At 73.0% G+C, this 25756-nt stretch carries 27 protein-coding genes and 1 pseudogene; 14 read left to right on the top strand and 14 right to left on the bottom strand.

Annotation, left to right across the window (positions count from 1 at the left end):
• The gene (locus IF06_RS0111250) at nucleotides 1-426 is read right to left on the bottom strand and encodes an iron chaperone (RefSeq protein ID WP_013474672.1); all 426 of its coding nucleotides are present in this window, start codon (nucleotides 424-426) and stop codon (nucleotides 1-3) included.
• A 144-nt stretch (nucleotides 427-570) separates the two neighbouring features.
• Here IF06_RS0111250 and IF06_RS0111245 point away from each other — a divergent pair, with 144 nt between their 5' ends.
• Entirely contained in the window at nucleotides 571-1308 is a 738-nt protein-coding gene (locus IF06_RS0111245) for a VOC family protein (protein WP_030270799.1), read from the top strand.
• A gap of 48 nt (nucleotides 1309-1356) precedes the next feature.
• Here the strand turns inward: IF06_RS0111245 and IF06_RS0111240 are convergent, their stop codons facing one another.
• Entirely contained in the window at nucleotides 1357-1719 is a 363-nt protein-coding gene (locus IF06_RS0111240) for a hypothetical protein (protein ID WP_013285186.1), read from the bottom strand.
• Nucleotides 1720-1878: 159 nt separating this feature from the next.
• Here IF06_RS0111240 and IF06_RS0111235 point away from each other — a divergent pair, with 159 nt between their 5' ends.
• Together IF06_RS0111235 and IF06_RS0111230 are read left to right on the top strand one after the other, a co-directional pair.
• Nucleotides 1879-2493: a dihydrofolate reductase family protein gene (locus IF06_RS0111235; protein ID WP_013285187.1), complete on the top strand. Its 615-nt coding sequence runs from the start codon at nucleotides 1879-1881 to the stop codon at nucleotides 2491-2493.
• Nucleotides 2494-2541: 48 nt separating this feature from the next.
• On the top strand, nucleotides 2542-3441 hold the full coding sequence (locus tag IF06_RS0111230) for a hypothetical protein (protein ID WP_013285188.1): 900 nt from the start codon (nucleotides 2542-2544) through the stop codon (nucleotides 3439-3441).
• A gap of 2 nt (nucleotides 3442-3443) precedes the next feature.
• On the opposite strand, the gene IF06_RS0111225 is transcribed toward IF06_RS0111230, so the two are convergent.
• The 6 genes from IF06_RS0111225 to IF06_RS0111200 are packed head-to-tail and all read right to left on the bottom strand — an operon-like array spanning nucleotide 3444 to nucleotide 6276.
• Nucleotides 3444-3980, bottom strand: coding sequence for an SUKH-4 family immunity protein (locus IF06_RS0111225; RefSeq protein ID WP_013285189.1), 537 nt, complete (start codon nucleotides 3978-3980; stop codon nucleotides 3444-3446).
• A complete protein-coding gene (locus IF06_RS0111220) occupies nucleotides 3977-4522 on the bottom strand; it encodes an SUKH-4 family immunity protein (protein WP_013474679.1) in 546 nt (181 codons plus the stop codon). The genes IF06_RS0111225 and IF06_RS0111220 overlap by 4 nt, the downstream gene beginning before the upstream one ends.
• Nucleotides 4519-5046, bottom strand: coding sequence for a hypothetical protein (locus IF06_RS0111215; RefSeq protein ID WP_013285191.1), 528 nt, complete (start codon nucleotides 5044-5046; stop codon nucleotides 4519-4521). Before IF06_RS0111215 ends, IF06_RS0111220 begins: the two co-directional genes overlap by 4 nt.
• Nucleotides 5039-5533, bottom strand: coding sequence for a hypothetical protein (locus tag IF06_RS0111210; RefSeq protein ID WP_013285192.1), 495 nt, complete (start codon nucleotides 5531-5533; stop codon nucleotides 5039-5041). The genes IF06_RS0111215 and IF06_RS0111210 overlap by 8 nt, the downstream gene beginning before the upstream one ends.
• A gap of 3 nt (nucleotides 5534-5536) precedes the next feature.
• Entirely contained in the window at nucleotides 5537-5866 is a 330-nt protein-coding gene (locus IF06_RS0111205) for a hypothetical protein (protein WP_013285193.1), read from the bottom strand.
• Nucleotides 5863-6276 (bottom strand): YbaB/EbfC family nucleoid-associated protein, encoded by a 414-nt coding sequence (locus tag IF06_RS0111200; RefSeq protein WP_030270794.1) that lies wholly within the window; start codon nucleotides 6274-6276, stop codon nucleotides 5863-5865. Before IF06_RS0111200 ends, IF06_RS0111205 begins: the two co-directional genes overlap by 4 nt.
• A gap of 178 nt (nucleotides 6277-6454) precedes the next feature.
• Here IF06_RS0111200 and IF06_RS0111195 point away from each other — a divergent pair, with 178 nt between their 5' ends.
• The 4 genes from IF06_RS0111195 (at nucleotide 6455) to IF06_RS0111180 (ending at nucleotide 9540) form a co-directional block, all read left to right on the top strand.
• The gene (locus IF06_RS0111195; RefSeq protein ID WP_030270792.1) at nucleotides 6455-7069 is read left to right on the top strand and encodes an RNA polymerase sigma factor; all 615 of its coding nucleotides are present in this window, start codon (nucleotides 6455-6457) and stop codon (nucleotides 7067-7069) included.
• Nucleotides 7062-7976: a CU044_5270 family protein gene (locus tag IF06_RS0111190; protein WP_013285196.1), complete on the top strand. Its 915-nt coding sequence runs from the start codon at nucleotides 7062-7064 to the stop codon at nucleotides 7974-7976. Before IF06_RS0111195 ends, IF06_RS0111190 begins: the two co-directional genes overlap by 8 nt.
• A 70-nt stretch (nucleotides 7977-8046) precedes the next feature.
• Complete coding sequence (locus tag IF06_RS0111185) at nucleotides 8047-9000, top strand: FAD-dependent oxidoreductase (protein ID WP_030270790.1); 954 nt, start codon at nucleotides 8047-8049, stop codon at nucleotides 8998-9000.
• A gap of 57 nt (nucleotides 9001-9057) precedes the next feature.
• Nucleotides 9058-9540, top strand: a complete 483-nt coding sequence (locus IF06_RS0111180) for a hypothetical protein (protein WP_030270789.1) — start codon at nucleotides 9058-9060, stop codon at nucleotides 9538-9540.
• A gap of 9 nt (nucleotides 9541-9549) precedes the next feature.
• Here IF06_RS0111180 and IF06_RS0111175 read toward each other — a convergent pair whose 3' ends face one another.
• Nucleotides 9550-10254, bottom strand: coding sequence for a hypothetical protein (locus IF06_RS0111175; protein WP_030270787.1), 705 nt, complete (start codon nucleotides 10252-10254; stop codon nucleotides 9550-9552).
• A 165-nt stretch (nucleotides 10255-10419) separates the two neighbouring features.
• Between IF06_RS0111175 and IF06_RS0111170 the strand changes: the two genes are divergently transcribed.
• Genes IF06_RS0111170 through surE form a run of 3 tightly spaced genes read left to right on the top strand, consistent with a single transcriptional unit; the run spans nucleotide 10420 to nucleotide 12436 of the window.
• On the top strand, nucleotides 10420-10632 hold the full coding sequence (locus IF06_RS0111170) for a hypothetical protein (RefSeq protein WP_013285200.1): 213 nt from the start codon (nucleotides 10420-10422) through the stop codon (nucleotides 10630-10632).
• A 42-nt stretch (nucleotides 10633-10674) separates the two neighbouring features.
• Nucleotides 10675-11616, top strand: a complete 942-nt coding sequence (locus IF06_RS0111165) for a 1-phosphofructokinase family hexose kinase (protein ID WP_030270785.1) — start codon at nucleotides 10675-10677, stop codon at nucleotides 11614-11616.
• Nucleotides 11606-12436 (top strand): 5'/3'-nucleotidase SurE, encoded by an 831-nt coding sequence (surE, locus tag IF06_RS0111160; protein ID WP_030270784.1) that lies wholly within the window; start codon nucleotides 11606-11608, stop codon nucleotides 12434-12436. Before IF06_RS0111165 ends, surE begins: the two co-directional genes overlap by 11 nt.
• Before the next feature lie 48 nt (nucleotides 12437-12484).
• On the opposite strand, the gene IF06_RS0111155 is transcribed toward surE, so the two are convergent.
• Both IF06_RS0111155 and IF06_RS0111150 read right to left on the bottom strand, forming a co-directional pair.
• A complete protein-coding gene (locus tag IF06_RS0111155) occupies nucleotides 12485-12712 on the bottom strand; it encodes a hypothetical protein (RefSeq protein WP_030270782.1) in 228 nt (75 codons plus the stop codon).
• Between the two features lie 68 nt (nucleotides 12713-12780).
• Nucleotides 12781-13608, bottom strand: coding sequence for an alpha/beta fold hydrolase (locus IF06_RS0111150; protein WP_030270779.1), 828 nt, complete (start codon nucleotides 13606-13608; stop codon nucleotides 12781-12783).
• Nucleotides 13609-13704: 96 nt separating this feature from the next.
• Here IF06_RS0111150 and IF06_RS0111145 point away from each other — a divergent pair, with 96 nt between their 5' ends.
• Nucleotides 13705-14739, top strand: coding sequence for a sigma-70 family RNA polymerase sigma factor (locus tag IF06_RS0111145; protein WP_013285205.1), 1035 nt, complete (start codon nucleotides 13705-13707; stop codon nucleotides 14737-14739).
• A gap of 30 nt (nucleotides 14740-14769) precedes the next feature.
• Here the strand turns inward: IF06_RS0111145 and IF06_RS34945 are convergent.
• A pseudogene (locus IF06_RS34945) lies at nucleotides 14770-14958 on the bottom strand (hypothetical protein); the annotation flags it as partial.
• A gap of 286 nt (nucleotides 14959-15244) precedes the next feature.
• Between IF06_RS34945 and IF06_RS0111135 the strand changes: the two are divergent.
• Nucleotides 15245-15736, top strand: a complete 492-nt coding sequence (locus IF06_RS0111135; protein ID WP_013285206.1) for a winged helix-turn-helix domain-containing protein — start codon at nucleotides 15245-15247, stop codon at nucleotides 15734-15736.
• A gap of 160 nt (nucleotides 15737-15896) precedes the next feature.
• On the opposite strand, the gene IF06_RS0111130 is transcribed toward IF06_RS0111135, so the two are convergent.
• On the bottom strand, nucleotides 15897-20294 hold the full coding sequence (locus IF06_RS0111130) for a S8 family serine peptidase (RefSeq protein WP_013285207.1): 4398 nt from the start codon (nucleotides 20292-20294) through the stop codon (nucleotides 15897-15899).
• A gap of 259 nt (nucleotides 20295-20553) precedes the next feature.
• On the opposite strand from IF06_RS0111130, the gene IF06_RS0111125 reads away from it, so the two are divergent.
• Nucleotides 20554-21123, top strand: a complete 570-nt coding sequence (locus tag IF06_RS0111125) for a winged helix-turn-helix domain-containing protein (RefSeq protein ID WP_013285208.1) — start codon at nucleotides 20554-20556, stop codon at nucleotides 21121-21123.
• A gap of 255 nt (nucleotides 21124-21378) precedes the next feature.
• On the top strand, nucleotides 21379-24609 hold the full coding sequence (locus IF06_RS0111120) for an Ig-like domain-containing protein (protein ID WP_030270773.1): 3231 nt from the start codon (nucleotides 21379-21381) through the stop codon (nucleotides 24607-24609).
• 63 nt (nucleotides 24610-24672) lie between these two features.
• Here the strand turns inward: IF06_RS0111120 and IF06_RS0111115 are convergent, their stop codons facing one another.
• Complete coding sequence (locus IF06_RS0111115) at nucleotides 24673-25719, bottom strand: zinc-dependent alcohol dehydrogenase family protein (protein WP_030270767.1); 1047 nt, start codon at nucleotides 25717-25719, stop codon at nucleotides 24673-24675.
• Nucleotides 25720-25756: the final 37 nt, after the last annotated feature.

The raw sequence follows: 25756 nt of genomic DNA, 5'->3' as shown, positions 1-25756 counted from the left end.
TCAGGACACGGCGGCCCGCACCAGCTCGGTGATCTTCTTCTCCACCTCCGGGCTCCACTTCACCAGCGCGAACGACGCCGGCCACATGTCGCCGTCGTCGAGGTTCGCCGCCTCCTGGAAGCCCAGCGTCGAGTAGCGGTACTTGAACTTCCCCGCATCCTGGAAGAACACGACGATCTTGCCGGCCGCGTTGGCGTACGCGGGCATGCCGTACCAGGTCTTCGGCGCCAGCTCGGGCGCGGCGGAGGTGATCGTCATGTGCACGCGCTCGGCCAGCTCGCGGTCCTCCGGCGCCATCTGCGCGATCCGGTCGAGCACGGCCTGGAGGTCGTCGGCCTTCTTGGCGCCCTTCTTGCCCTCGGCGCGCAGCTCGGCCGCGCGCTCCTTCATCGCGGCGCGTTCCTCGGCGCTGAATCCGTCGGACATCTCGATCCCCCCTCGTGACTCGCGGTCCGCGTGGTGCCGACCGCCCGAGGACAACGCTATGGCGCGGCGGTCACGGTGCGCTTCTCGATTCCTGATCACCTGCCGGGACCACGCCGGCACGGCCCAGGCCCTAGCATCGCGGCCATGGCAACGCGGCTCGTGCAGATCAACATGAAGGCCCACGACGAGGTGGCGCTCGGCGGCTTCTGGGCGAAGGTGCTCGGCTGGGAGATCTCCAGCGAGGCCCCCGGCGTGACGAACCTCGAACCCGAGGGCTTCACCTACCCGGACCCCCGCTTCCTCTACGTCGACCTCGTCGTCTCCGCCGAACCGAAGACGGCGAAGAACCGCGTCCACGTCGACCTCGCGACCACCTCGGCCGCGCACCACGCGGAGATGGTCGCGCGCCTGACCGCGCTCGGTGCCACGCCCGCCGACGTGGGTCAGGGCGACGTGCCGTGGACGGTCCTGGCCGACCCGGAGGGCAACGAGTTCTGCGTACGGGAGCCGAACCCGCGGCACGCGGACACCGGGCCGATCGCCGAGGTGGTGGTCGACTGCGCCGATCCCCGGGCCATGGCCGGCTTCTGGAGCCGGGCCACCGACTGGACCGTGCACGAGGTGACCGACCAGCAGGCCGTGCTGCGCTCCGCCAAGGGCGTCGGGCCGTACCTGCGGTTCGCTCGCAGCACCGACGCGAAGACCGGCTGGAACCGCGTCCACCTCGACGTCCGCCCCTACCCGGGCGACGACCTGGACGCCGAGGAGGCCCGGCTGCTGGCGCTCGGCGCCACCGCCGCCGACCTGGGTGGGGCCGACATCCACTGGCGGGTGCTCGTCGACCCGGAGGGCAACGAGTTCTGCCTGCTCACCCCGGGCTGACCCGTGGACCGCGGCGCCGGGCGGGTACGACCGCCCGCCCGGCGCCGGTCAGGCCGGCCGGTTCTCCGCCCGGAACTCGTGGACCACCTCGATCGGCCCGACGAGGTGCCGGTTGAACTCGTCGAGCTCCTCGGCCGGCACCCACAGCTCCAGGATGTCCCGGCCACCCACCTGCCGGACCGGGTAGCGGGCGGCGAACGCGCGCTCGACGTGGAAGCGCGTCACGTAGCCGGCGCCGGACGCCGGCACGTTCCAGTCCCGGGCGATCATGACGGCGTACTGCTCGTTGAGCACCGGGTAGAAGATCGGCTGGTCCGGCAGCCGCGGCGGCCAGGCCCGCCAGCCGGAGGCGCGGACGAGGTCGAGCTCCCGTGGGCCGGTCGGGCGCCACAGCGTCGTCGTCTCCGTCATCACGTACCCCTTCTGCCACGGTCGTGGCACCGTACCGGCGGCGCGCCGCGACCGGCCATCGGGTTTCGGCCGCAGAATCGACAGCGGGTGCGATGAGTTCGCGAAGCCTCGGCGGTCCACCCGTCGACATCCCCAGACAGACAGGTAGGGAGCACCGCGATGGCCACTGTCATCTCCACGCTGTTCATCTCGGCCGACGGTGTCGCCGAGATCGACCCCGACTGGCACTTCCCGTACTTCGACGAGAACATGGGCCGCGCCGTCACCGAGGACTACGACACCTCCGACGTGCTGCTGATCGGCCGGGAGACGTACGACAGCTTCGCCGGCGCCTGGCCGGACCGCGAGGCCGCCGGCGGTGAGGACGCGCCGTTCGCCAAGCAGCTCGGCGACATGCGCAAGGTCGTCGTGTCCCGCCAGCCGCTGGAGTTCTCCTGGCGCAACTCGGAGCTGATCCAGGGCGACCTGGTGGACGCCGTACGGGCGCTCAAGGCCGACGCCGGCATCAAGGGCCTCCTCATCCCCGGCTCGATCTCGGTGGTGCAGCAACTGCTCGCCGCGGGCCTGGTGGACGAGCTGCGGCTGCTGGTGCACCCGGTCGCCGCCCGCAAGGGCCGCCGGCTGTTCGACGAGGGCGACGCGCCGTACCACCTGCGGGTGGCCGCGACCGAGGCGTACCCGACCGGCGTGATCCGGGTGATCTACACCCCGGCCCCGGCGCCGGGCACTGTCGGCTACGACGACGTCAAGGACCAGGTGCCGGCCGGCAGCTGACGACCACGGGGCCGCGGCGGGCCGGTGTGTCGTGAAAGGATCCGCCGCGTGCGTCGCGCCCCGCTGCTGCTGATCCTCGCGGCGGCGGTGTGCGCAGTCGCCCACGTCGTCGGCGTCCTGACGGCCGCACCGCTCTGGCGCGGCGCGGAGGTGCTGAGCCTGGCGCTGCTACTCGCGTACGCCGTCGCCGCCGGACTGCCGGCGCCGCGCTGGGCGGTGCCGGCGGCGCTCGTACCGCTGATCGTGGACGCGGTCCGCACCATGCCGGCCGAGCCGGGCGCCGGGGACGTCGGCTGGACGGTGTACGGCAGCGACGACAGCGCCGTCGACCGGACGGCCGGCTTCGACGCGGCGCTCGCCGGGAGCTGGGCGGCGCTTGTCGCGGTGGCGGTGCTGCTGCTCGCGTACCGGGGTCGTGGCCGGCGGCGGCACCTGATCGCCGCGGCGGTCGCCGCCGCTCCCGTCGTCGGGTACGCGGCCGTCCGGGTCACCGACATCGGCGTCGCCGTCGCCGCCGGTACCCGGGTCGTGGAGACCCGCACCCGCACCACGCTGACCCGGGTGGACAGCCCGGGGTACGACCAAGCCGACGTCGTGCCCGCGCTCGTCCTCGCGGTGCTGCCGCCGCTGGCGCTGGCGCTCGCCGCGCTGGCGCTCGCCGCGCTGCTGGCCGGACGGGGCCGGCGGCTCGCCGCGACCGGGGCGGCACTGCTGGCGGTGCTCGCGTTGCCGCTGCTCGACGCGGCCATCGAGGCCGTGCGCCTGCCGGTCTCGGCCGACGGCACCGCCCTGTTCGCCTGGTACGCCATCACACCCACGACCGCGATGCCGCAACCGATGACGGCCCTCGCGGCGGTGGTGGAGCTGGCCGCGTACCTGCTGCTCGTCGCCGGGCTGACCGGCGCGGACCGCGCCGCACCGGCGGTGCCCGCGCCGGCGGCCGGTTGACGTCAGGCGGTCGACTCCAGCTCGTCGAAGGCCATGTTCCACCACGACTCCGGCTCCGCGAACGCCACCGGGTCGACCGGGCGCAGGTCGTCGCGGATCGCCGCCGCCCGTGCGGCCCGTTCCCGCCCGCCCGGGTCGGTGGCGATGAGCTGCCCGAGCCGGTAGAGGAATTCCACGAACGCGGCGAACGTGCTGTTCACCGTCTCCAGGTTCGGCGTCTCCAGGTCGAGCAGGATCACCGCGCCGGTGCCCGCGTCCAGGCAGAACAGCAGCGCCGGGTCCTCCGGCGAGGCGCCGAGCACGACGTACGGGCGGGGGCCCTGGTCGCCCAGCTCGATCGACAGCGTGGAGAACAGCTCGACGTCGGGGACCGAGACGTCGACCGTGAACAGGATCGGCACCTCGACCGGCAGCGCACCGTCGGGCGGGAACACCTCCGGCCCGAGCGGCCCGAGGATCGCGTCGAAACGCTGGTCGGGGAAGTAGATGACGCCCCGCTCACCCCACAGCGCGGTGAGCTGCTCCCGGGTCACGGTCACGGCTGCGCCTCGTCCTCGTCGACCTCGTCCGCGTCGTCGAGCAGGCCCTGTCGGTCGAGGAACGCGTACCACGCGTCGTCGTCGGTGACCAGCTCGGCGTAGCCGGGGCCGAGCACGTAGTAGTGCACGAACGAGTCGAGGTCGGGCGCCAGTTCCTCGAACGCGTCGCCCATGAACCACTCGGTGCCGGTCGGCGGGAAGTACCACACCGCGCCGGTCGCCCGCTCCACGAAGATCGGCTCGTCGCTGCGCGTGCCGACGACCAGCCAGCCGGTCTTGTCCTGCGGGATGGGGGAGAAGTCGGGCGCGTAGTCGAGGAAGTACTGCACCCCGGCGAGCCGGCCGGCCGAGGCCAGCTCGAACGCCCCGGCCCGCAGGCCGTCGGCGGCGAGCAGCAGATCACGCAGGCCGGCCGGCAGCTCCGCCGGCACGTCACCGTCGTCGGCGGGCGCGCCGATCTGCGCGTACGCGAGACTCGCCGGCTCGTCCGCGGCCAGGTCGGCGCGGAGTTCGTCGAGAAGCTGCGCGAGATCGGAAGTCAATCCACTACCTCTATTCGGATCGGGGTTCCGTCCGGCAGATTCTGGATCTGCCCCCAGATCTGGGAGCCGATGTCCGTGTTGGTTCTACCATGCAGCAGCTTGAGGTTGTCGACGGTGTCCGGCCCGCCGAGCTGCAGTTCCCATACGTGGTCGGGATGGTAGTCGCTGAGCCGTTGACTGAGCCGGTTGGCGAGGTCCTTGTCGTGCGGCCAGTACTTGTCCCAGATCTTCTGCCGGATCCGGTCCTTGTAGCCGTCGGTGATGCTCTTGTCGCGCTGCACCGGGTTGGTGGCCTTGTAGAGCTTGCCCTCGTCGCTGAGCTTCTTCAGCGCGGCCATCTTGCGCCGGAACTGGGCGGTGGCGTGGAAGTCGCGGCGCTCCACCCGGACCACCTTGGTGGGCAGGCTCCGGTTCGGTCCGGTGACCCGGACGATCGGCTTCTCCAGCTTCTCGACCGCCTTGCGGACGATCTTGCCGGCGGCCGGTTTCGCGGCGGCGCCCCGGCCGCGCCTCGGGCTAGGCATCGAGCAGTCTCCCGATGACCTGGTCGATGAGCGCGCCGACGATCTCCCGGGTGATGATCTGGAAGATCGGGATCTCGGCCAGCGAAGCGCCGAACGTGACCACGGCGGTGGCGATCGCCTGGGCGACCTGGAACGCGAGGATGGCGAGCTGCACGATCACCGCGATCTTCAGCGCCAGCACGATCGCCGCGCAGATGATCAGCCCGGCGCCCAGCAGCATCGCCGCGGGCATGCTGTCGTGCAGCACGAGCGGCCCGTTCTGCTCGCCGCCCCACCACTTCTGGAACGCCGCGATCGCCGGGCCGACGTTCTGCGTCCACACCTGCGCGGCGGCCGCGTCCGCCTCGCCGGCCGCCGCCCCGATCCGGCCGCCGAACTCCAGCCACGCCTGGCCCATCTCGAAGAGCTTCTCCTCGTCGGCGGCCGGCCAGGTGTAGCCGATCCAGCCGAGCGCGGTGACCAGCTCACCGGGTAGTTGCAGTCCCACGGTTCACCCCAGCCCGCCGGCCAGCGAGCGCATGGTGCCCGCGCCGTCCTCGTCGACCCGCTCGTACGAGTCGGCCATCCCCGCGATGTCGGCGCCCGCCGAGGTGAACTCGTCGGCGGCCATGCCGAGGCAGTCGAAGATGTAGTTCGCCACCTCGGTGTACGCGATGCCGATCAGCGACCCGATGTCGTCGGCGCCCCACGGCTCGCCGTAGCCCTGCATCCGCGCCTCGAACGCCTCCAGCTCGCCGTTGAACCGCTTGGCCACGTCGGTGACGCCGCGCCCGGCGGCCCGGATCAGCGGCGGGTGCACCTCGAAGCCGCCGCCGCTCATCGCTGCCCGCCGCGCGCCAGCCGCTCCTGCGCCTCGGTGAGCGCGTCGAGGAACGACCCGAGCCGGGGTACGGCCGTGTCCCGTACCTCCTGCAACTGCTCCCGCAAGTGCGACATGTCCGCGACCTGCGGAGCCGGGCCGGCGCGCAGCCCGTCGATCGCCGCGTTGACGGCGGTGACGATGTGCGCGGTCAGCTCCTCGGAGCCGAGCCGCATCAGCCGCGGCTCGACGTGCAGCGAGTGGAGCCGGCCGTCGCGGCCCATCTCGGCGCGTACCTGCCCGTCGGCGGCCTCGCCGACCGCGGGCGTCTCCGCCTCACCCTCCGGCGGCGGCCCCACCGTCCGAAGTGCCGCCATCGTCGCGTCGAGCATGCGGGTGAAGTCGCCGCTCATCGAAGGATCCGCACTCATGAGCCCTCCCCAAGGCCAAACGCCACGAGCGTAACCGAGAGGGACAAAGCGATTCCGCCCCGTACGACCGCGCGGTCCACGACGGACCGTCCGACCGGCCTACCGTCACGGGCGTGAACCGTCCGGACGCGAGCAGCGGACAACAGGTGACACGTCCCCACTCGCCGAGAGGCCGCGCATGAGAAGACTGAGACGGGCGACGGATGCCGACGTCGGCGCGCTCACCGACGCCGAGGTCGTCGCCCGGTCCGTACGGGAACCGGAGACCTTCGCCGCGATCTTCGACCGGCACGCGCCGCACATCCACCGCTACCTGGCGCGCCGCCTCGGCTCCGCGGCAGCCGACGACCTGGTCGCGGACACGTTCCTCGCCGCGTTCCGGCGCCGGGACCGGTTCGACACCGGCTGCCCGAACGCCCGCCCCTGGCTGTACGGGATCGCCACCAACCTCGTCGCCCAGCAGCGGCGCACCGAGGAACGGGAGTACCGGCTGCGGCAGGCGTACCACCCGGCGACGTCCGAGGCGTCCCCCGCCGACCGGGTAGCCGCCGAGGTGACCGCGCGGTCGCTGCGCCGGCACCTGCTGGACGCGCTGGCCGGGCTCGCCGACGGCGACCGCGACGTGCTGCTGCTCGTCGCCTGGGAGGACCTGACGTACGAGGAGGTCGCCGCCGCGCTGGGCATCCCGGTCGGCACCGTGCGGTCGCGGCTGAACCGGGCGCGCCGGCTGCTGCGGGAACGGCTCGGCGGCGAACCGGCCGACACCATCGAGGAGGTACTGAGTAATGGATGAGATGAGACTGCTCCAGCGGCTCGGCGACGAGACCGAGCTGCCGGCGGACGAACGACTCGGCGCCGCGCGTACCCGGCTGGTCGGCGCGATGACCACGACGGAGGCCGCGCCGGTTCGGCGGGCACGACGGCCGGCCTGGCGGCTGGTCCTCACCGGCGTCGCGACGGCGTCGGTGGCGGCGTCGCTGGCCGCGGTGCTGGTGCTGGCGCCGGACCGGATCGGCGGCAGCGCGCCCGCCGCCCGGGCCGACGCCCGGCAGGTGCTGCGCGACGCGGCGGCGGCGGCGTTGCGGCTGCCGGACGTCGAGCCCCGGCCCGACCAGTTCGTCTACACCCGGATGCAGGACGGTCCGCAGCTGCGGGAGAGCTGGGCGTCGGTGGACGGGACGAGGGACGGCCTGGTCGTCGAGCACCCGGCGGGCGGCCGCCAGGAGTTCGTGCTCCCCGGCTGCCGGGACGGCCGCGCGAAGATGTACAAGGGCGGGCAGCTCCTGCCGGGCACCGAACCGTGCGTGCCGAGCCCGGCCTACGACCCGGCCGTGCCCACCGACGCCACAGCGATGCGCGCCTACCTGGACAAGCACCGCAGCGGCGAGCCCGGTGACGTCAACGCCGCCGCCAAGGACGTGCTGTCCCTGCTCGGCGACTCGTACCTGAGGCCGCGCTCGCGGGCCGCGCTCTTCGAGGCCGCCGCCGCGACGCCGGGCCTGGAGGTGGTGGAGAAGGCCACCGACGGCGCGGGCCGCTCCGGTGTGGGCGTCAGCTGGCCCTCCCCGGGGCGCAGTCCAGCTCTGATGGTGCTGGTGTTCGACCCGCGGACGTACGCGTTCCTCGGCGTGGGTGGGGAGGCGGGCACGTCCGCGGTGCTGTCCGTCGCCGTCGTGGACCGGGTCGGCCAGAAGGGCTGACGCCCGCCGGGCGGGTCGCCTCCCTGGGCGGCCCGCCCGCTCCGGTCGTGCGTCCAGGGCCTGCGCCATCATGGGCGTCATGACGAAGGCGGACGTGGTGGTGGTCGGCGGCGGGGTGATCGGGATGACGACCGCGCTCACGCTCCAGCGGCGGGGCGCACACGTCACCGTCCTGACCGCCCACGACCCGGCCGACACGGTGTCGACGGTGGCCGCCGCGGTCTGGTACCCGAGCCACACCGAGGAGGATCCCCGGGTGCTGCGCTGGGCCCGGGACACCCACGCCGAGCTGCGCCGCCAGGCGGCCGACGGGGTGCCGGGAGTGGTCGACCGGCCCACCCGGATGTGGTTGCGCCACCGCTACGCCGGGCCGCCCTGGTGGGCCGACGCCTGCGGCGACCTGACGGCCGAGCCGGCGGAGCCGCCGTACACCGCGCTGCTGCGGTTCACCGCCCCGTCGGTGGAGATGACCCCGTACCTCGCCTGGCTCCGGCAGCGCCTGGAGGCGGGCGGCGGCCGGATCGTCGGCCGCGCGCTGGGCACGCTCGCCGAGGCGTACGAGGTCGCCCCGGTCGTGGTGAACGCGACCGGCCTGGCCGCCGGCCGGCTCGCCGCCGACCCGGCCGTGTACCCGGCGCGCGGGCACGTCCTGCTGGTGGCGAACCCGGGCCTGACCGTCTCGGTACGCGACGAGGACGACCCGGCGGGCGTCACGTACGTGCATCCGCGCCGCCACGACGTGGTGCTCGGCGGCACCTACGAGGCCGGGGTGGGACACACCCGCCCCGACCCGGAGGAGGCGGCGGCGATCCGGCGCCGGTGCGTGGCGCTGGTGCCGCAGCTCGCGGACGCGCCGGTGCTGGGGGAGCGGATCGGGCTGCGGCCGGCCCGGCACGGCGGCCCCCGGGTGGAGGTGGACGCGGCGGACGTGCGGCTGGTGCACGCGTACGGGCACGGCGGCGCCGGGGTGACGCTGTCCTGGGGCTGCGCCGCCGAGGTGGCCGACCTGGCCCTGGGCGTCTGACCGCCCCGGCGCGCGACGGTCCACCGTCGGGGCTCGGCGGGCGGTAACCTCGGCCCGGTGTCCGCCCGCCGCGCCGCACTGTTCGCCCTCGTCGCCCTGATCGCCGTCCACATCGGCTGCACGCTTGTCGCGCTCGCCGCCTACAGCCACCGGATCGGCCTGGTGACCCACGACGGCTCCGGTTTCCTGGTGGAGCTGCTCGACGCCGTGGTGCCCCTGCGTGACCTGCTGCCCGCCGTGCTCTGGCTGCTGCCGGTCACGCTGCTCGTCACGTTCGCGGCTCTCGGCCGGTGGGCCGTCCGGCGGACCGTCCGCCCCGACGACGAGCGGCTTCCGGCGAGGGCGTGGACCGCCGGTATCGCCGCGGTGCTGCTCAACCCGCTGGCAGCCGTGCGCTACGCGTCGGCCACCGCCGAGGGCGGCGAATACATGCGTACGGTGCAGGTGGAGACCACCCTTCTGGTGCTCGCCGCGGCCGTGGCGACCACGATCAGCGCGCTCGCCGTTGCCGGGTTCATCCGGCGCTCCGACGCCGCCTGAGCGCTCTGTTCACCGCTCCAGGACGGTCAGCCATTCGGCGGCGCGTGGACGGTATCCGTGCAGCTCGAAGAGCCCGCGCACGATCGCCGGCACGTGCCCGGCGCCGTACACGACAGCCACGTCGATGCGTTCCGCCGACCGGGCACGGACCAGCTCGGACAACGCGGCGAGCAGCCGCTCGTCGCGTTCGCCGCCGAACGCGCGCTCGGCGTGCTCGGTGAACTCGTGGTCGGCGTACCGCTCGTCGGTGGCCGACGGCAGGTCGCTCATCTCGATCTCGGGCGAGAGCAGCCGCCGGGTGCCGCCGAAGAACTGCATTACCATCACGAACGGGATCACCAGCCACATCTGGAGGCGGTACCGCAGCGGCATCGCCCGCCAGCCCTGGGCGAACTCCGCCGCCGACACGTCCGGGTTGAGCACCTCGACGCCGAGAGACGCGTACGGGATGGGGTCTGTCACCAGGCCGGAGCGCCGGTTGGCCGGCATGGCCCGGTAGGTGAGTGTCAACGCCGAGCCGACCGCGGACCGGCCGCTGACGCCCTCGACGACGAGCAGGTCGCATTCCCGGAGCCGCTTCGTGACCGCCGCGTAGAACGCCGGGCTCGCCACGTGGAGCATCGGGAACACCAGGAACTCCAACCGGCTGCCGGGACGGCGTAGACGGAGCACGGCGGACCGGGTGCCGAGGACGCTGTGTTCGATGATCTGCATGCCTGCCCCCGTGGCATCGGCTGCTGTTGTCGGCAGGGTAGGGCTGCCGGGCAAACCGTCCCGTGGACCGGTCAGGAATCGAGAAGCCTCGGGCGGGCGCCCGGACCTAGCGTTTCCGGCACGGGCCTCCCCGCCGGGGAGGCCACCGGCGAGAGGTCACCGTCCATGGACACGCGCATCCGTCAGCTGCACCGCTGGTTCTCCGTCGCCTTCACCGTGACCGTCGTGATCACCTTCGTGGCGCTGGCCCAGAAGGACCCGATCGTGTGGGTCTCCTACGTTCCGCTGCTCCCGCTCGCCCTGCTCCTGATCAGCGGCCTCTACCTGTTCGCGCTGCCGTACCTGCGGCGTCGGCGCACCGCCGCGCGTACGCGCTGACCTGGGGGATTACCGGGGCCGGTCAGCGGGCAACACTGGCGGATGGAGCAGAAGGTGATGGTGTTCGCCCCGGCCCCGCTGTTGACGGTGACGATCGAGCAGCAGGGCGACGTACCCGAGCTGCACCTGCACCCCGGCGGGCAGGGGGTGTGGCAGACCCGGATGATCGCGGCGCTCGGCGTACCGGTGACCATGTGCGTGGGTCTCGGCGGCGAGGTGGGCGACGCGGTCCGCAAGCTGCTCGACGACGAGGACGTCACGGTCCGGACGGTGCGGCGGGAGTCCGGCACCGGCTGGTACGTGCACGACCGGCGCGACGGCGAGCGGACCGAGATCGCCGAGCACCCGGGGGCGCCGATGGTGCGGCACGACATCGACGAGCTGTACACGGTGACGCTCACCGAAGGGCTGCGCGCGCCGGTCAGCGTGCTCAGCGGTCCGGCCGACCCGCAGGTGGTGGACCCGGACATCTACCGCCGGCTCGCCGCCGACCTGGGCGCCAACGGCGGCAAGGTGGTGGCCGACCTGTCCGGGCCGTACCTGGAGGCGGTGCTCGACGGCGGCGTGAGCGTGCTGAAGGTCAGCCACGAGGAGCTGCTCGACGACGGCCTGGCCAAGGACGACAGCGTCGAGGCGCTGCGCGACGCCGGTCGCCGGTGCCAGGAGCGGGGCGCGCGGACGGTGCTGATCAGCCGCGCCGGGGAGCCCGCGCTGGCGCTGCCGGAGGACGGCGAGCCGCTGCTGGTGCACGCCCCGCCGCTGGAGCTGGCCGACCACCGGGGCGCCGGTGACTCCATGACCGCCGGGGTCGCCGCGGTGCTGGCCCGGGGCGGGGACATGCGGGAGGCGCTGCACATCGGCGCCGCCGCGGGCGCGCTGAACGTGACCCGGCACGGGCTGGGCACGGGCCGGGCCGAGGCGGTACGCGAACTGGCCGGCCGGGTGCGGCTGACCCCGCTGGACGGCGGCGACGATGACGACTGACCGGCCGCCCCGGGTGCTGGTGACCAACGACGACGGTGTGCAGGCCCCCGGCATCCGCGCGCTGGCCCGGGCGGCGTACGAACGCGGGATGGACGTGGTGGTCGCGGCGCCGGAGGCCGAGGCGAGCGGGATGAGCGCGGCGCTGTCGGCGGTGACCGACGACGGGCGGCTGGTGTTCCGCGAGACCGAGCTGGACGGGCTGCCGGGTGTGCCCGCGTACGCGGTGGCGGCCTCCCCGGCGTACATCGCGGTGCTGGCCGGGCTCGGCGTGTTCGGGCCGGTGCCGGACCTGCTGCTGTCCGGCATCAACCGGGGCGCCAACGCGGGCCACGCGGTCCTGCACTCCGGCACCGTCGGCGCGGCGCTGACCGCCGGCAACAACGGCATCCGCGCGCTCGCCGTGTCGCTCGACGTGCTCACTCCGGCGGCGGCGAGCGCCGGCAGCGGTGGCGCGGCGATCGCGGTGCTGGACAGCGTGGACGACGAGTCCCGCCACTGGTCGACAGCCGCCGACCTGGCCGCGACGCTGCTGCCGTGGCTGGCCGGGGCGGATCCGGGCACCGTGCTCAACCTCAACGTGCCGGACCGGCCGGCCGATCAGGTGGCCGGGCTGCGCCAGGCGACACTCGCCCCGTTCGGTCAGGTGCAGGTGTCCGTCGCCGAGCGCGGTGAGGGGTTCGTGCGTACGGCTGTGGAGGCGAACGCGGTCCGCGCGGTCCCCGGCACCGACATCGCCTGGCTGGCCGACGGGTACGCGGCGGTCACCGCGATCCGGGCGCTCGGGCACCTGCCCGACGTGGAGCTGCCGGTCGACGGCTGAGGACGGCTCCGCCCCGCCACCGTCGCACGGGTGGCGGGGCGGAGAGCGTCACTCGCCGGCCGCGCGGCGGCGGTCGGCCTCGGCGTCGGCGGCACCCACCGGGGTGCCGTCGCTGTCCCGGTCGGCCCGGGACAGGTCCACGTCGGCGCCGGCCCGGGCGGCGTCGGCAGCCGCGTCGTCGGCGCCGACGACCTCACCGCCGTCGGCCTGTCCGTCGTCGGGGACCAGCCGTCCGGCGGCGGCCAGCCCGATCGGTGCGTACCTGGGGTCGGTCATCTCGTCCTCCTCACCGGTGCTCCTGTGCAAGCGGTACCCCGGTACGGGACGCGGCACACGCGCGCGGGTCAGCGGCCCCGGTCGAGAAAGGCCAGGGTGACCGCGGCGAACAGCGGCGACTGGTCGATGTCGTAGTGGGTCAGGCCGGGCAGGATCGCCAGCGCGTGCCCGCCCGCCGGGCGGCCCTCGCCCGTCCAGCCGCCGTCGCGCCGGCCGCCGTCGAGCAGCCCGAACACCTCGACGAAGTGGCTCGGCGGGGCCATGTCGGCGTCGGCGGCCACCACGAGCGTCGGCACCCGCAGGGCACGTACCTGCTCCGTGAGGTCGAAGTCCTTCCGCATCGCCTCACCGATCTTGTCGAGCAGCCGGGGGAAGTCCTCCGGACGGGGCGCGACCCGCTGGTACAGCTCGTACATCGGGGTGTCCTTCATGTACTCGGCCGCCGCGGCGCCGACCTGGCCCTGCTGCGCCAGCAGTTCCGGGTAGACGGCGTCGCGGCGGATGTGCGCGGACGCGGCGACCAGGCGGCCGACCTTCTCCGGGTGCCGGAAACCGGTGTGCAGGGCGACACCGCCGCCGAGGGAGAAGCCGACCACGTCCGGCCGGTCCAGCCCGAGGTGGTCGATCAGCGCGGCCACGTCGTCGGCCATCAGCGCCATGTCGAGCGGCCGGTCCACGTCGGCGGTGCGGCCGTGCCCCTGGAGGTCCACCAGGATCACCCGGTGCCTCGCGGTGAGCGCGGGCAGGATCGGGGCGAACATCTCGCCCGAGCAGAGGCCGCCGTGCAGCAGGATCATCGGCCGGCCCTCGCCGTGCGTCTCGTGGTAGAGGTGGACGCCGTTGACGTCGGCGTACCGCCCCGGGGCGTGGGTCTCGTCGCGCTGCGCTGTGGTCATCGGTGCTCCTCGGACGTGGTGACCTGACGGCTGTCAGACCGGCCGGGCGGCACCGACTCATCGGTGCGGGCTCGAACGTGCTCGCATTGACGCAGCATGTGGGCTAGTTTCGGCGGGGTGAGCGAGGTGGCGAGCGTCCCCGTCGAGGCGCAACTCGAGGCGTACCGGTCGGAGCTGACCGGCTACTGCTACCGGATGCTGGGTTCGGCCTTCGAGGCCGAGGACGCGGTGCAGGACACGTTCGTCCGGGCCTGGCGTAATTTCGACAAGTTCGAGGGGCGGTCCGCGCTGCGGACCTGGCTCTACCGGATCGCGACGAACGTCTGCCTCACCATGTCCACCAGCGCGCAGCGCCGGATCCGGCCGATGGACCTCGGTCCGGCCGGCGTCGGCACCGCCACCCACCCCGGCGAGCCGCGCCCGGAGCAGATCTGGCTCGGCCCGGCGCCCGACGACCGGGTGCTGCCCGAGGTCGCCGATCCGGCCGAGGTGGTCGCCGGCCGGGAGTCGGTCCGGCTGGCGTTCGTCGCGGCGTTGCAGCACCTGCCGCCGAAGCAGCGGGCCGTGCTGATCCTGCGCGAGGTGCTGGCCTGGTCGGCCCAGGAGGTCGCCGACCTGCTCGACACGTCGGTGGCGAGCGTCAACAGCGCGCTGCAACGGGCGCGCGCCACGCTCGCTTCGGCCGACACCGAGGCCGAGGTGCGCCGGCCGCTCGACAGCGAGCAGCAGGCGCTGCTCGCCCGTTACGTGCGGGCCTTCGAGGCGTACGACCTGGCGGCGCTCACCGCGCTGCTGCACGAGGACGCGACGCTGTCGATGCCGCCGCTGCCGCTGTGGCTGCGCGGTCCCGAGCACATCGCGGCGTGGATGGCCGGCACCGGCAGCGGCTGCCGCGGCTCCCGCCTGGTGCCGACCGCCGCCAACGGGATGCCGGCGTTCGGGCACTACCGGCGCGACCCCGACGGCTCAGGCCACGTGCCCTGGGCGCTGATCGTGATCGGCGTCTCCGGCGGCCGGATCACGTCGCTCAACAACTTCCTCGACGTCGAGCGCCTGTTCCCGCTGTTCGGGCTGCCGGACCGGCTCGAGGAGGGCACCGGCCAGCCCGAGCAGGCCGGCGAGCTCGCGTAGGTCGTCGCCCGCGCCGCGTACCTCCAGCCGCCAGCCGAACCGCCGCGCGGTCAGGCGGATCCGTGCCAGCACCTCGACCGTGACCAGGTCGGGCGCGGTCACCGCGGACACGTCGCACACCACCACGCCCCGGTCGCGGCCACGCAGCGCCTCGGCCAGTTCGGCGCAGCGGGCCGCGATGTCCGCGCGGGTCGGCGTCCCGTCGGCCAGGCAGAGCATGTGGGTGATCACACGCATTGGACCGCCGTACGCCCCGGCTCTCATCGGTACGCGTGCGCCGGCGCAACTTGCCTCGAACACCTTGTTGCTGGCAGTTACATCGACGTTAACTGCTATACCAATCATCGGTGCTCGGCTATATGATCCCGGTAGCTCACCCCGAAGCCTCACGAAACCGCAGCTCCCGCACCCCTCGGGTCGAACTCCGCAAGCCAGGTGCCTCCGCATCGTCGTGCCTGGCGACCGCCCGGCGTTGTGGTTCGGCCTGCCGGAAAGGTGGGAACGGATGACAGGGCTCCCGTCCTTGGTCATCGGCATCGCGTCCTCGTCGGCCGAGCGCCGGCAGCTCGCCCAACTGCTCGGCGGCACCGAGTCGTTCCTGATCGTGTCCAGCGCCCATCAGGCCCGCCGCTTCCTCGACCTGGTACGCCGGCCCGCGCTGGCCCCGGCGCCGCACCCGCCCGCGAGTGACGAGGCGCCGGCCGAGCCACCCGGGCGGGAACTGGCCGTCGACTCCGACCGGCGGGTGCTGCGCTGGCGGGAGCGGGAGATCGGGTTGACGCCGCTGGAGCACGACCTGCTCGTCTGCCTCACCGGTACGCCCGGCCAGGTGTGGACGTACGCACGGCTGCACCGCGCCGTCTGGGGCAACGACCATCTCGGGCGGGGCTCGGACATGCACTCCGTGGTACGCCGCCTCCGCCGCAAGCTGGGCCGCCTGGACGCCCCCGCCATGATCCACGCCGTCCGAGGCGTAGGCTTCCGCCTCACCCCGTAACCCTTGACCCCGCCCGGTTTCGCCGTTGATCTTGCAGTTACGGCCCCTCGGGTGGGGCTTTTGTCTGCCTTGCCGGGGCCGCGAGTGCAAGATCGCCGGGGAAAGGGGGCGGCCCGCCCGGCGGGTGTGCCGGGCGGGCCGTCCTCGTCAGCCGCTGGGGTCAGCAGCGGGTGGGGGAGAGGGTGAAGTCCTCAACCGTGGGCGTGCTGCTGTTGATCCTCGTCTGGCGCGTCTGGGGCTTCCAGCCGTCCTTCGCGACGATCAGCGTCAGCGGGTTGTTGCGCCGGTCCATCCAGTAGGCGTACCGGCCCTGGGCGTCGGTGGTGAAGGTGTACGAGTTCGCCCAGGAGTCGACCTGCACGGTCACGCCCGCCAGCGGCGCGGTGGCGCCCTGGCAGCTCTTGCCGGAGACCGTGCCGGACAGCTTGCCCCAGGTGGTCGGCGGCTGCGCGATCATCGTCACCGCCACCGGCTCCACCGTGTACGGGGTGTTCTCCTTGATCACCACGGAGGCCGAGTACGTGCCGGGCTGGTCGACGTTCGCGGCCATGCCGACCGTGACGGTGACCTTCTCACCCGGCGCCAGCGTGACCTTCGACTTGTCGACGGTCAGCCAGCTCACGTCGGCCGCGCCCTCGGCGCACTCGCCGAAGCCGGGCAGGACCTCGCTGTCCTTGGTGGCCGTGAAGCCGCCCGACGAACCGCCGATCTTGTAGAACCCGCAGGCCGCGCCACCCCGGTAGCGGGGGGCGTTGGCGTTGGGCAGGTTGGCCCACGAGTTGGTCGCCGGGTCGAACGCGAAGCCGGCGTTGGTGATGGCGCCGCCCTGCGACCCGCCGACGACCAGCAGCTTGCCGTTCGCCACCGCGTACGAGGAGGCCCAGCTGTCGGCCGGCGCGTCCGGGATGGCGGTCCAGGCGCCTGCGGCCGGGTCGAAGGCGTAACCGACCTTCTGCGACGTGGTGCCGTCGTTGCCACCGGTGCAGTAGACGGTGCCGTCGATCCCGCCGCAGGACAGGAACGCCACCGACTTCGGGTACGCCGGCAGCGTCTCCCAGGCGTCGGCGCCCGGGTCGTACCGGACCACCGAGTTGGCCATCGGCGTGCAGCTCGCTGTGGTGCAGCCGCCGATCGCGTACAGCTTGCCGCCCGCGACCGCCTGGCCGGCCGCCGCGCGCGGCGCCGGGTTGTCGGCCTTCCGGGTCCAGGTGTTCGCCGCCGGGTCGTACGAGAAGGTGGCGGCGTCCGGTCCGGCGGCACCCCAGCCACCGGTGGCGATGATCTTGCCGTCGAGCACGCCGACCGTCATGGCGTTACGTGCCCCGGGCAGGTCGGCGATGCCGGTCCACGCCTGGGTGATCGGGTCGTACCGGTAGTTCTTGGCGCTCGACGCGGTGCCGTCGCCACCGGCGATGGAGTAGACGGTGCCGTCGACGTTGACGACCCGGTTGTCCATCACGTTCGCCGGGTAGCCCGGGATGGTGGTCCAGGGGTCCGCCTGCGGTGCGGCGGCGGCGATCGCGTTCGACGACTTGCCCGACGAGCGGGCCGCGAACGACGTGGCGGCGGTCAGCCGCTGGACCGGTGCGCCGGTGGAGCCGAGCAGCGCCTGCTCGGACAGCCGGGAGCCGTCGGCCCGTTGCAGCACGAACCCGCCGTCGCGCTCACTGAACTCGGCGGTGACCGGGGCCCCGCCGGTGTTCGTGACGGTGAACGTCTTGCTGACCTTCCCGCTGGGCATCCGGACCGTGCCGGTGATCGAGGTCGGCTTCACCGACAGCCGGCCGGCGGCGAGCTGGAAGTTGGCCGCTGTGGCCCAGTCCTCCTCGACCGCCACCTGCTTGGTCTGGCTCACGTAGTTGCCGGCACCGGCGGTGAACGGGTGCGTCCCGGTCAGCGACGAGAACATCCAGTAGAAGCCGTCGGGCAGCTCGGTGTCGTCCGGCGTGGCGACTGTGGTGGCCTTCTCCGCCGGGCGGTCCTTGCTGGTCACCGTGGCGCCGTTGACGTAGCTGTTGTCGTTCTTGTCGCGGACGTGGCCGAGCACCAGGCCGCCCTTGACCGGCTTGCAGACGAGCTTGCTGCCGATGAGGACGTTGTCGACCTGCCACCACCATTCCCAGCTCGCCTCGTAGTAGTGGAAGCGCACCTGCACCTGCGACTGGCCGGCCGCCTGCGGGATCGGCACCTCGGTCACCCGCGGGCCGCGGACGTCGGCCGCCTGCCGGAGCACGTTGCTCCACGTGGTGCCGCCGTCCAGGCTCAGGTCCACGTCTGCGCGGTCGCTGTTGAGCCAGTTGTAGTCCTGGTTGAACCGGATCACCGGAGCGGTCACACCGGTCAGGTCGACCACCGGGCTGACCAGCGACGTGTCCTGCCGCCCGCCGCTGCCGTAGTTGTCGCTGTCGATGATGGCGAAGTTGCCGCTGCCGCCGGTCAGGTTGCCGCGCTCACCGGCGTCGGTGAACTCCCAGACCTGGCCGGTGCCGGCGTTGTCCACCACGGTCCAGCCGTCCGGGACACCGGTGCCGTCGAACGTCTCGTACTCGCCGTCGGAGCTGACGGTGTAGCCGGGGGCGGTGGTGCACGCCTCCGGGTTCGCCTGCACCGCGATGTTGGCGGTCACGTTGCCCGTGCCGACGGTGACCTCCTTGGTGGTGGTCAGGTAGCCGGCGTACTGCGGCTCGACCTTGAGCCGGTACGTCGCCCCGGACGGCAGCGACAGGCTGTAGCGGCCGGTCGTCGGCGTCGTGTAGTCGGAGATCGGCGTGCCCTCGACGCTCACCTTCGCGTACAGCGGCCAGCCGTGCCCGGACCCGTCGGTGACCTGCCCGCTGACCGTGACGCTCGCTACCGCGGTGAGCGCCACGTCGAGCGTGGTCGTCGTGTTCGCGGTGATCGTCGCCGGCAGGGTGCGGGTCGCGTACCCGAACGCCGAGACGACCACCTGGTAGTCGCCGGCCGGCAGGAGCGAGGAGTACGTCCCGTCCGCGCCGGTGGTCAGCGTGCGATCGGCCGCCCCGGAGAGGGTGACAGTCGCGCCGGCGATCCCGGCCCCGGTGGCGGCGTCGGTGACCTTGCCGGCCAGCGTGCCGTTGTCGCCGATGGGGGCGGCGGCGAGCAGCGCGAGCGCGTCCAGGCGGCCCTCACCGTAGACGTTGTTGTCGTCGGTGGTGCCGCCGCACTGCGAGTCGCCCTTGTCGATCGCCGTGTCGTTGAGCAGCGCGCGGGTCGCCGTGATGTCGCCGACCAGCGTGGGCGCCGCCGACCAGAGCAGCGCGATCGCGCCGGCCAGGTGCGGCGCCGCCATCGAGGTGCCGCTGATGCTGGCGTACGAGTTGGTCGGCACGCTGGAGCGCACGTTCACACCAGGCGCCGAGATGTTCGGCTTGATCTCGCCGTTCTGCCCGGTACCCCGGGACGAGAAGCTGGCGATGTTGTTGTTGACGTCGTACGCGCCGGCCGAGTAGTTGCTCGCCAGGCTGCCCGGTGAGCCGCTGGTCTGGCAGGACGGGCCGTTGTTGCCGTTGGACCAGACGCCGAAGATGCCGGAGGCGGTCCACGCGTTCGTGACGTCCTCCATGAACGGCTCGTTCGACGGCGCCGTGGTGCCCCACGAGTTGTTGATGATGTTCGGCCGCTTGCTGGCGTCCGGGTTCTGCCCGTTGAGGTCGGTGGGCTCCAGCATCCACTGGCCGGAGGAGATCAGCGCGGCGTCGGACGGGCAGCACCCGTTCGCGGCGATCCACTTGACCTCGGGGGCGACACCGATCTGGTTGGCCCCGTCGGCGCCGGCCATGGTGCCCATGGTGTGCGTGCCGTGGCCGTCGGAGTCGCACGGCGCGGTGGCGCACTCGCCTGCGGCGTCGAACCAGTTGTAGTCGTGGTCGAAGGTGCCGTCACCGTTGTTGCCCCGGTAGGCGTTCACCAGCGCCGGGTGGTTGAACTGGACGCCGCTGTCGATGCTCGCCACCGTGATCCCGGCGCCCTTGACGCCGTACTGGGACCAGACGTCGTCGGCGTTGATGTTGGCGATGCCCCACTCCAGGGCGTTCGCCGACTTCTCGTCGGTGCCGGGGGTGGTCTCCGGCAGCTTGTACTCCACCGGCGCGTACAGGCCGTCCACCTCGGAGTGGGCGGCGAAGTTCTGCGCCATGGTCAGCGAGCCGTCGGTGACCTTGATGGCGTTCGTCGCCCAGAAGGTCTGGTACTTCGTGCCCGAGCGGTCCAGCTCGGCGCGGATCTTCGACTGGCTGTCGGCGGCTGTCTTCTTCAGCGCCGCCGCGACGGCGGCGCCGCGCTCGTTCCAGTCCTTGATCGAGGCGGCCTTGCTCAGGTCCGCCTTGGCGCCGAAGTGGATCCAGAAGTCGCCCTCGCTCTTGCCCTGGAGCTGGCGGGTGAGCTCGGGACGGATCTTGTCGCCGGCCGCCGCGCCCGCGCCCGTCTCGGCCTGTGCCGCAGTGCCGGTCGCGGCCAGCGCGGTGGCGGCGAGCACCAGGGCGGCGCCCGCGCTCACCAGCCGCCGGGCCGGGCCCCATCTGTGTGGACGTCTCAGCATCGGTGCTGCCTCCTCCTCCGATGACCCGCTGATGATCGAGCCATGGCAGAAGGGCCAGGAGACGTGCTCTCCCGACTGCTACACCGGTGTGAAAAGAACCCCCCAGGCCCCCTAGGCGCCGTGCGGGTCTGCGCCGGACGCCTGAGTGGACACTATGATCGACAGCAAGGAACGATCAATGACCGTACGTGAGCAACATGTCACCAACAGGCCCCCGGATCGGACGGCCTGTTGACAGTTTTTGTCACGGTGGGGCGCGGTGACGACTGACGGCACGAACGCGGCGAACTCCGGCACCGACCCGTCGGAGCGCCCCTTCTCGCTCGTCATCGGGGTGACGTCGTCCCCGGCCGAACGGCTGCGGCTGACCGAGCTGCTGGACGGCGTCGCGCCCCTTCTGATGGTCGCCGATCTGGACGAGCTGCGCGAGTTGATCACGGATGCGCCGGCCTCGGCGCACGCACCTGCCCCGGCCGTCGCGCCGGCTGCACCCGTACCCCGGGACAAGCCCGCGCCGGACGGCGCGCTGGTGATCGACGCGGCCCGGTCGACCGCCCGGTGGGGCAACCGGGAGACCGCCCTGACCCGGCTGGAACGCGACCTGCTGACCTGCCTGACCGTCGAGCCGGTACGGGTGTGGAGCTACGCCGAGCTGCACCACGCGGTCTGGCACGACGCGCCGACGCACGGCCGGGCCGACGTGCAGTCCCTGGTCAAGCGGTTGCGCCGTAAGCTCGACGAACTGGGCACCGGTGTCACCATCGCGGCGGTACGCGGCGTCGGCCTGCGGCTGACCGACCACCGCCACCCCCGGGTACGGGGCGACTGACCCACCCCTGGGTCCGCTGTGTAAGGCCGCACGTCCCGGACCGGACGGCGCGCACGGCCGGACGGTGACAGCCGGTGACCCGATCGGTGGAGGCGCCCTGCCGGTGTGGCCGGAATTGATGGCGACCGGTCGATTACCGGTGCGGCACGTATCGCGAGAAGTCTTTGCCTCCTACGGTGGCGTCCGGCACGCGGACGGAGGGGACTCGGGAATCACCCGAGGGGGCCGTCCCGGCGGACAGGGAGAGTTGTCTCGATGCGAGTTTGGCTTCGCGCGGTGACGGTCGTCGTCGCCGGCGCGGTCGTGGTGGCGGGAGTGCCGGCGCTCGCCGCCACCGTCACCGTGCGGGACGCCGGCGTGGCCGGCCACACCGGCGCACAGGCGACGGGAAGCAGCGCCGCACTCGGCGCCGCGCGCACCACGGCGACCCGTGCGCTGGTCACCCCCGGGGACACCCGGCTGATGCCGACCACCCCCCGCACCGACACGCCGCGGATCACCAACGGCGAGATCGTCGACATCGAAGTGATCGGCAACCGCGTCTTCATCGCCGGCACGTTCACCTCGATCGCGAACGTCGGCGGGTCCGCGATCACGCAGCGGTCCCTGGCGTCGTACAACCTGGACACCGGCAAGGTGGACACCGGGTTCAAGCCGGTCATCGACGGCGCGGTCGCCGCGGTGGAGGCGTCGCCGGACGGCAAGTCGCTCTACATCGCCGGCGCGTTCAACACCGTCAACGGCGTCACCAAGCGCAAGATCGCCCGGCTGAACCCGACCACCGGCGCACCGGTCGCCGCGTTCACCGCCACCGCGAACGCGCGGGCCACCGCGCTGGCCGTCAGCGCCAACGCCGTCTACGTCGGCGGCCAGTTCGCCACCGTCAACGGCGTCAGCCGCAGCGGCCTGGCCGCGCTCAACCCCACCACCGGCGCCGTCGACACCGGCTTCAACCTGCCGGTCACCGGCGGCATCGGCGTCGGCGGCATGCTCACCGTGCAGCAGCTCAAGCTCACCCACGACCGCAGCAAGCTGCTGGTCGTGCACACCGGCCGCCAGATCGCCGGCCAGGACCGCTACGGCGTGGCGCTCATCGGTACGGCCACCAAGGCGCTGCTGCCGTGGCGCACCCGGCTGTGGGAGGACAACCTCTCCTTCGTCGGCGGCATCCAGCGCGTCTTCGCCGGTGACATCGCGCCGGACGACTCGTACTTCGTGGTCACCAGCGGCTCCGGCGGCGACCGGCCGCCGATCAACGACACCGCCATCGCGTACCCGCTGACCGGAAACGACAACGTCGAGCCGCTCTGGATCTCCCGGCACTTCGACAGCATCTACTCGGTCGCGATCACCGACACCGCCGTCTACGTCGGCGGCCACTTCAGCTGGCAGGAGTCGCCCACGTCGAACGTGCCGTGGCCCGGCCTGGACAACGTCGGATACGGCACCGGCCAGGGGCTCAGCGGCTACGGCCTCGGCGACCAGGTGGTCCGCCGCGACCACCTCGGCGCGCTGGACCCGCTCACCGGCACCGCGCTGGAGTGGAACCCCGGCTCCAACTCGTACGAGGGCGAGAAGGCGATGCTCGCCACCTCGCGCGGCCTGCTCGTCGGCGGTGACGGCAACGTCAAGGGCGGCAAGACCACCGGCCGGGTGGCCTTCTTCGACCTCTCCAAGCAGCCCGCGCCCGCGGCGCTGGACACCACCGTCACGACGCCGATCGAGGGCGCGGTGAAGCCGGCCGGCGAGTCGTTCACGATCAGCGGCCAGGCGCTCGCCCCGGCCGGCGTGGCGCGGGTCCAGCTGGAGATCCAGGACCGCAACAGCGGCAAGTACCTCCAGGCCGACCTGACCACCTGGGGCGCGTTCAAGGCGATCAACACGACTGTCGCCGCGCCGAACGCCACCTCCACCACGTGGAGCCTGCCGGTGACGCTGCCGGCCGGCGTCTACCAGTTGCAGGCGAAGACGTTCGACCGCAAGGGGGCCGGCGACACCACCAAGGCGGTCAAGAAGATCGAGACGTTCCGCTTCGACGACCTGCCGCCGTCGACCCGGATCAGCTCGCCGTCGGCCGGCCTGCTCGCCACGCAGACCTTCGTGGCCTCCGGCACCGCCACCGACGACAAGGGCGTCAACTCGCTCATCTACTCGTTCCGCACGCCCGACAACCGGTACCTCCAGGACGACGGCACCGTCGCCGCCGTCTACAACACCTTCCGCGGCGAGCCGGACGTGATCGGCGCGACGTCCACCACCTGGCAGTACGAGGTCACGCTGCCGGTCGAGGGACAGTGGAAGATGACCGCCACCGCTGTCGACACGACCGGGCAGAGCGACCTGCGTGGCGACACCCGCGACTGGACCGTCTCGGCCAACGGCGTACCGCCGACAGTAGCGATCACCTCGCCGGTGGCGATGACCCCGCCGGGCAACCCGGCGCCGTTCACCGTCGCGCCCGGTGGCGCGGTCACGTTCGCCGGTACGGCGAGCGACGACGACGCCCTGAAGTCGGTCGAGATCTACCTGCGCAACAACACCACCCGCGAGGCGCTCGCCAGCGACGGTACGTGGGGCGCCGACTCGGTCGCCGGCTACCACCGGATCTCCCCGACCAACCTCGACGCCGCGACGTTCGACTGGTCGTTCACCACGGTGCCGCTCACCCCGGGCGTCTACGACTTCCGGGTACGGGCGACCGACAAGCTCGGCCTGACCACGTCCAGCACCAACATGGGCCGGCTCACAGTCACCGCCCAGGTGCCCGGCGACGCCTTCCCGAACGGGCTGCTCAGCTTCACCGGCACCAACCAGGACGTCGACCAGCTGCACCTGGACCTGACCGGTACGGCGACCGACGACAAGGGCGTGCGGGCGGTCCGGATCGCGCTGCGTGACCTGGACACCGGCCGGTACGTGCAGCCCAACGGCACCATGGCCGCCGCGTTCGCCACAGTCGACGCGACGCTCGCCGCGCCCGGCGCGACCAGCACCGCGTTCACGCTCTCGATCGACCTGCCCACGCGCGGCACGTACAGCGTGGAGGCGTGGGCCGTGGACACCGCCGGTCAGCAGGACAACTCGACCAGCGGCGCCACCGCCCGCTACCTGGTCTACCCGGGTGACACCGACCCGACGCTGGAGCCGAGCATCACGCCGGTCGAGGGTCAGGCGTACACCGGTGGCCGGATCGTGATCACCGGCCGGGCCGTGGACGACGGCGGGATGCAGAAGGTCGAGGTGCAGATCGGCAACAGCGCCGGGCAGGGCATGAACTCGGCCGGCACGTTCGGCCGGGCGGGCGCGCCGACCAGCTGGCCGTGGATCGCCACGTTCCTCACCAGCCCGGGGTCGCCGGGGTCGAACTTCGCGTACACGTCGCCGGTGATCCCGGCCGGCACGTACACGGTGACGATCCGCGGCATGGACAACCGGGGGCAGTACCAGCAGCCGCCCCGTACCGTCACGGTGACCGTCACCGACTGACCGGACGGCCTCGCGGGCCGGTCCGCGCCGGGTCTCCCGGCGCCGGGCCGGCCCGTGCTCGTCTCAGGGCCGGATCAGGCACATCCCGGCGGTGGCCGGCCGGTCCATCGTGGCCAGCGCGTCAGGCGCGGCGTCGAGGTCGATGGTGCGGGTGACCAGCTCGGCCGGGCGCAGCACCCCGGCGGTGACCAGCCGCAGCATCTCCGGGTACGCGTGCGCCGGCATGCCGTGGCTGCCGCGCAGCTCCAGCTCGTACGCGATCACCAGGTCCATCGGCAGCGCGGGCCGGCCCTGCGCGGCGGGCAGCAGCCCGACCTGCACGTGCCGGCCGCGCCGGCGCAGGCCCTCGATCGACGCCACGCAGGTGGCGTGACTGCCGAGCGCGTCCAGCGACAGGTGGGCGCCCCCGCCGGTGGCCTCCCGGATCGCGGCGGCCACCTCGGCGGGACCGCCGAGCGCGCTCGCGTCCACGCAGACCGCGGCGCCGCTGCGGCGGGCCAGCTCCAGCGCGCCGGACGACACGTCCACCGCCACCACCCGCGCCCCGCTCGCCGCCGCCACCATGACCGCGGACAGGCCGACGCCGCCGCAGCCGTGCACGGCCACCCACTCGCCCGCCGCGACCCGGCCCTGCGCGACGACGGCCCGGAACGCGGTGGCGAACCGGCAGCCGAGCGCGGCAGCGGCCGCCTCGTCCAGCTCGTCCGGCAGCCGGACCAGGTTGACGTCGGCGTGCCGTACCGCGACCAGGTCGGCGAACGAGCCCCACCCGGTGAAGCCCGGCTGGGTCTGCCGCTCGCAGACCTGCTGGTCGCCGGCCAGGCAGGACGGGCACCGCCCGCACGCGCAGACGAACGGCGCTGTCACCCGGTCGCCGGGCCGCCAGCCGCGGACGTCCGCGCCGGCGGCCACGACGACACCGGCGAACTCGTGCCCCGGCACGTGCGGCAGGCGGATGTCCGGGTCGTGGCCCTGCCAGCCGTGCCAGTCGCTGCGGCACAGGCCGGTCGCGCCGACCCGGACGACCACCCCGTCCGGCGCCGGCGCCGGGTCGCCCACCTCCCGGACCTCCGGCCGTACCCCGAACTGCTCGAACACCACAGCACGCATGCCCCGATCCTCACACCCACCCGCCCCACCTCCCGCC

This window comes from Micromonospora globosa (assembly GCF_000717585.1).
GTDB lineage: Bacteria > Actinomycetota > Actinomycetes > Mycobacteriales > Micromonosporaceae > Micromonospora > Micromonospora aurantiaca.
This window is presented reverse-complemented; position numbering and strand designations above follow the sequence as displayed.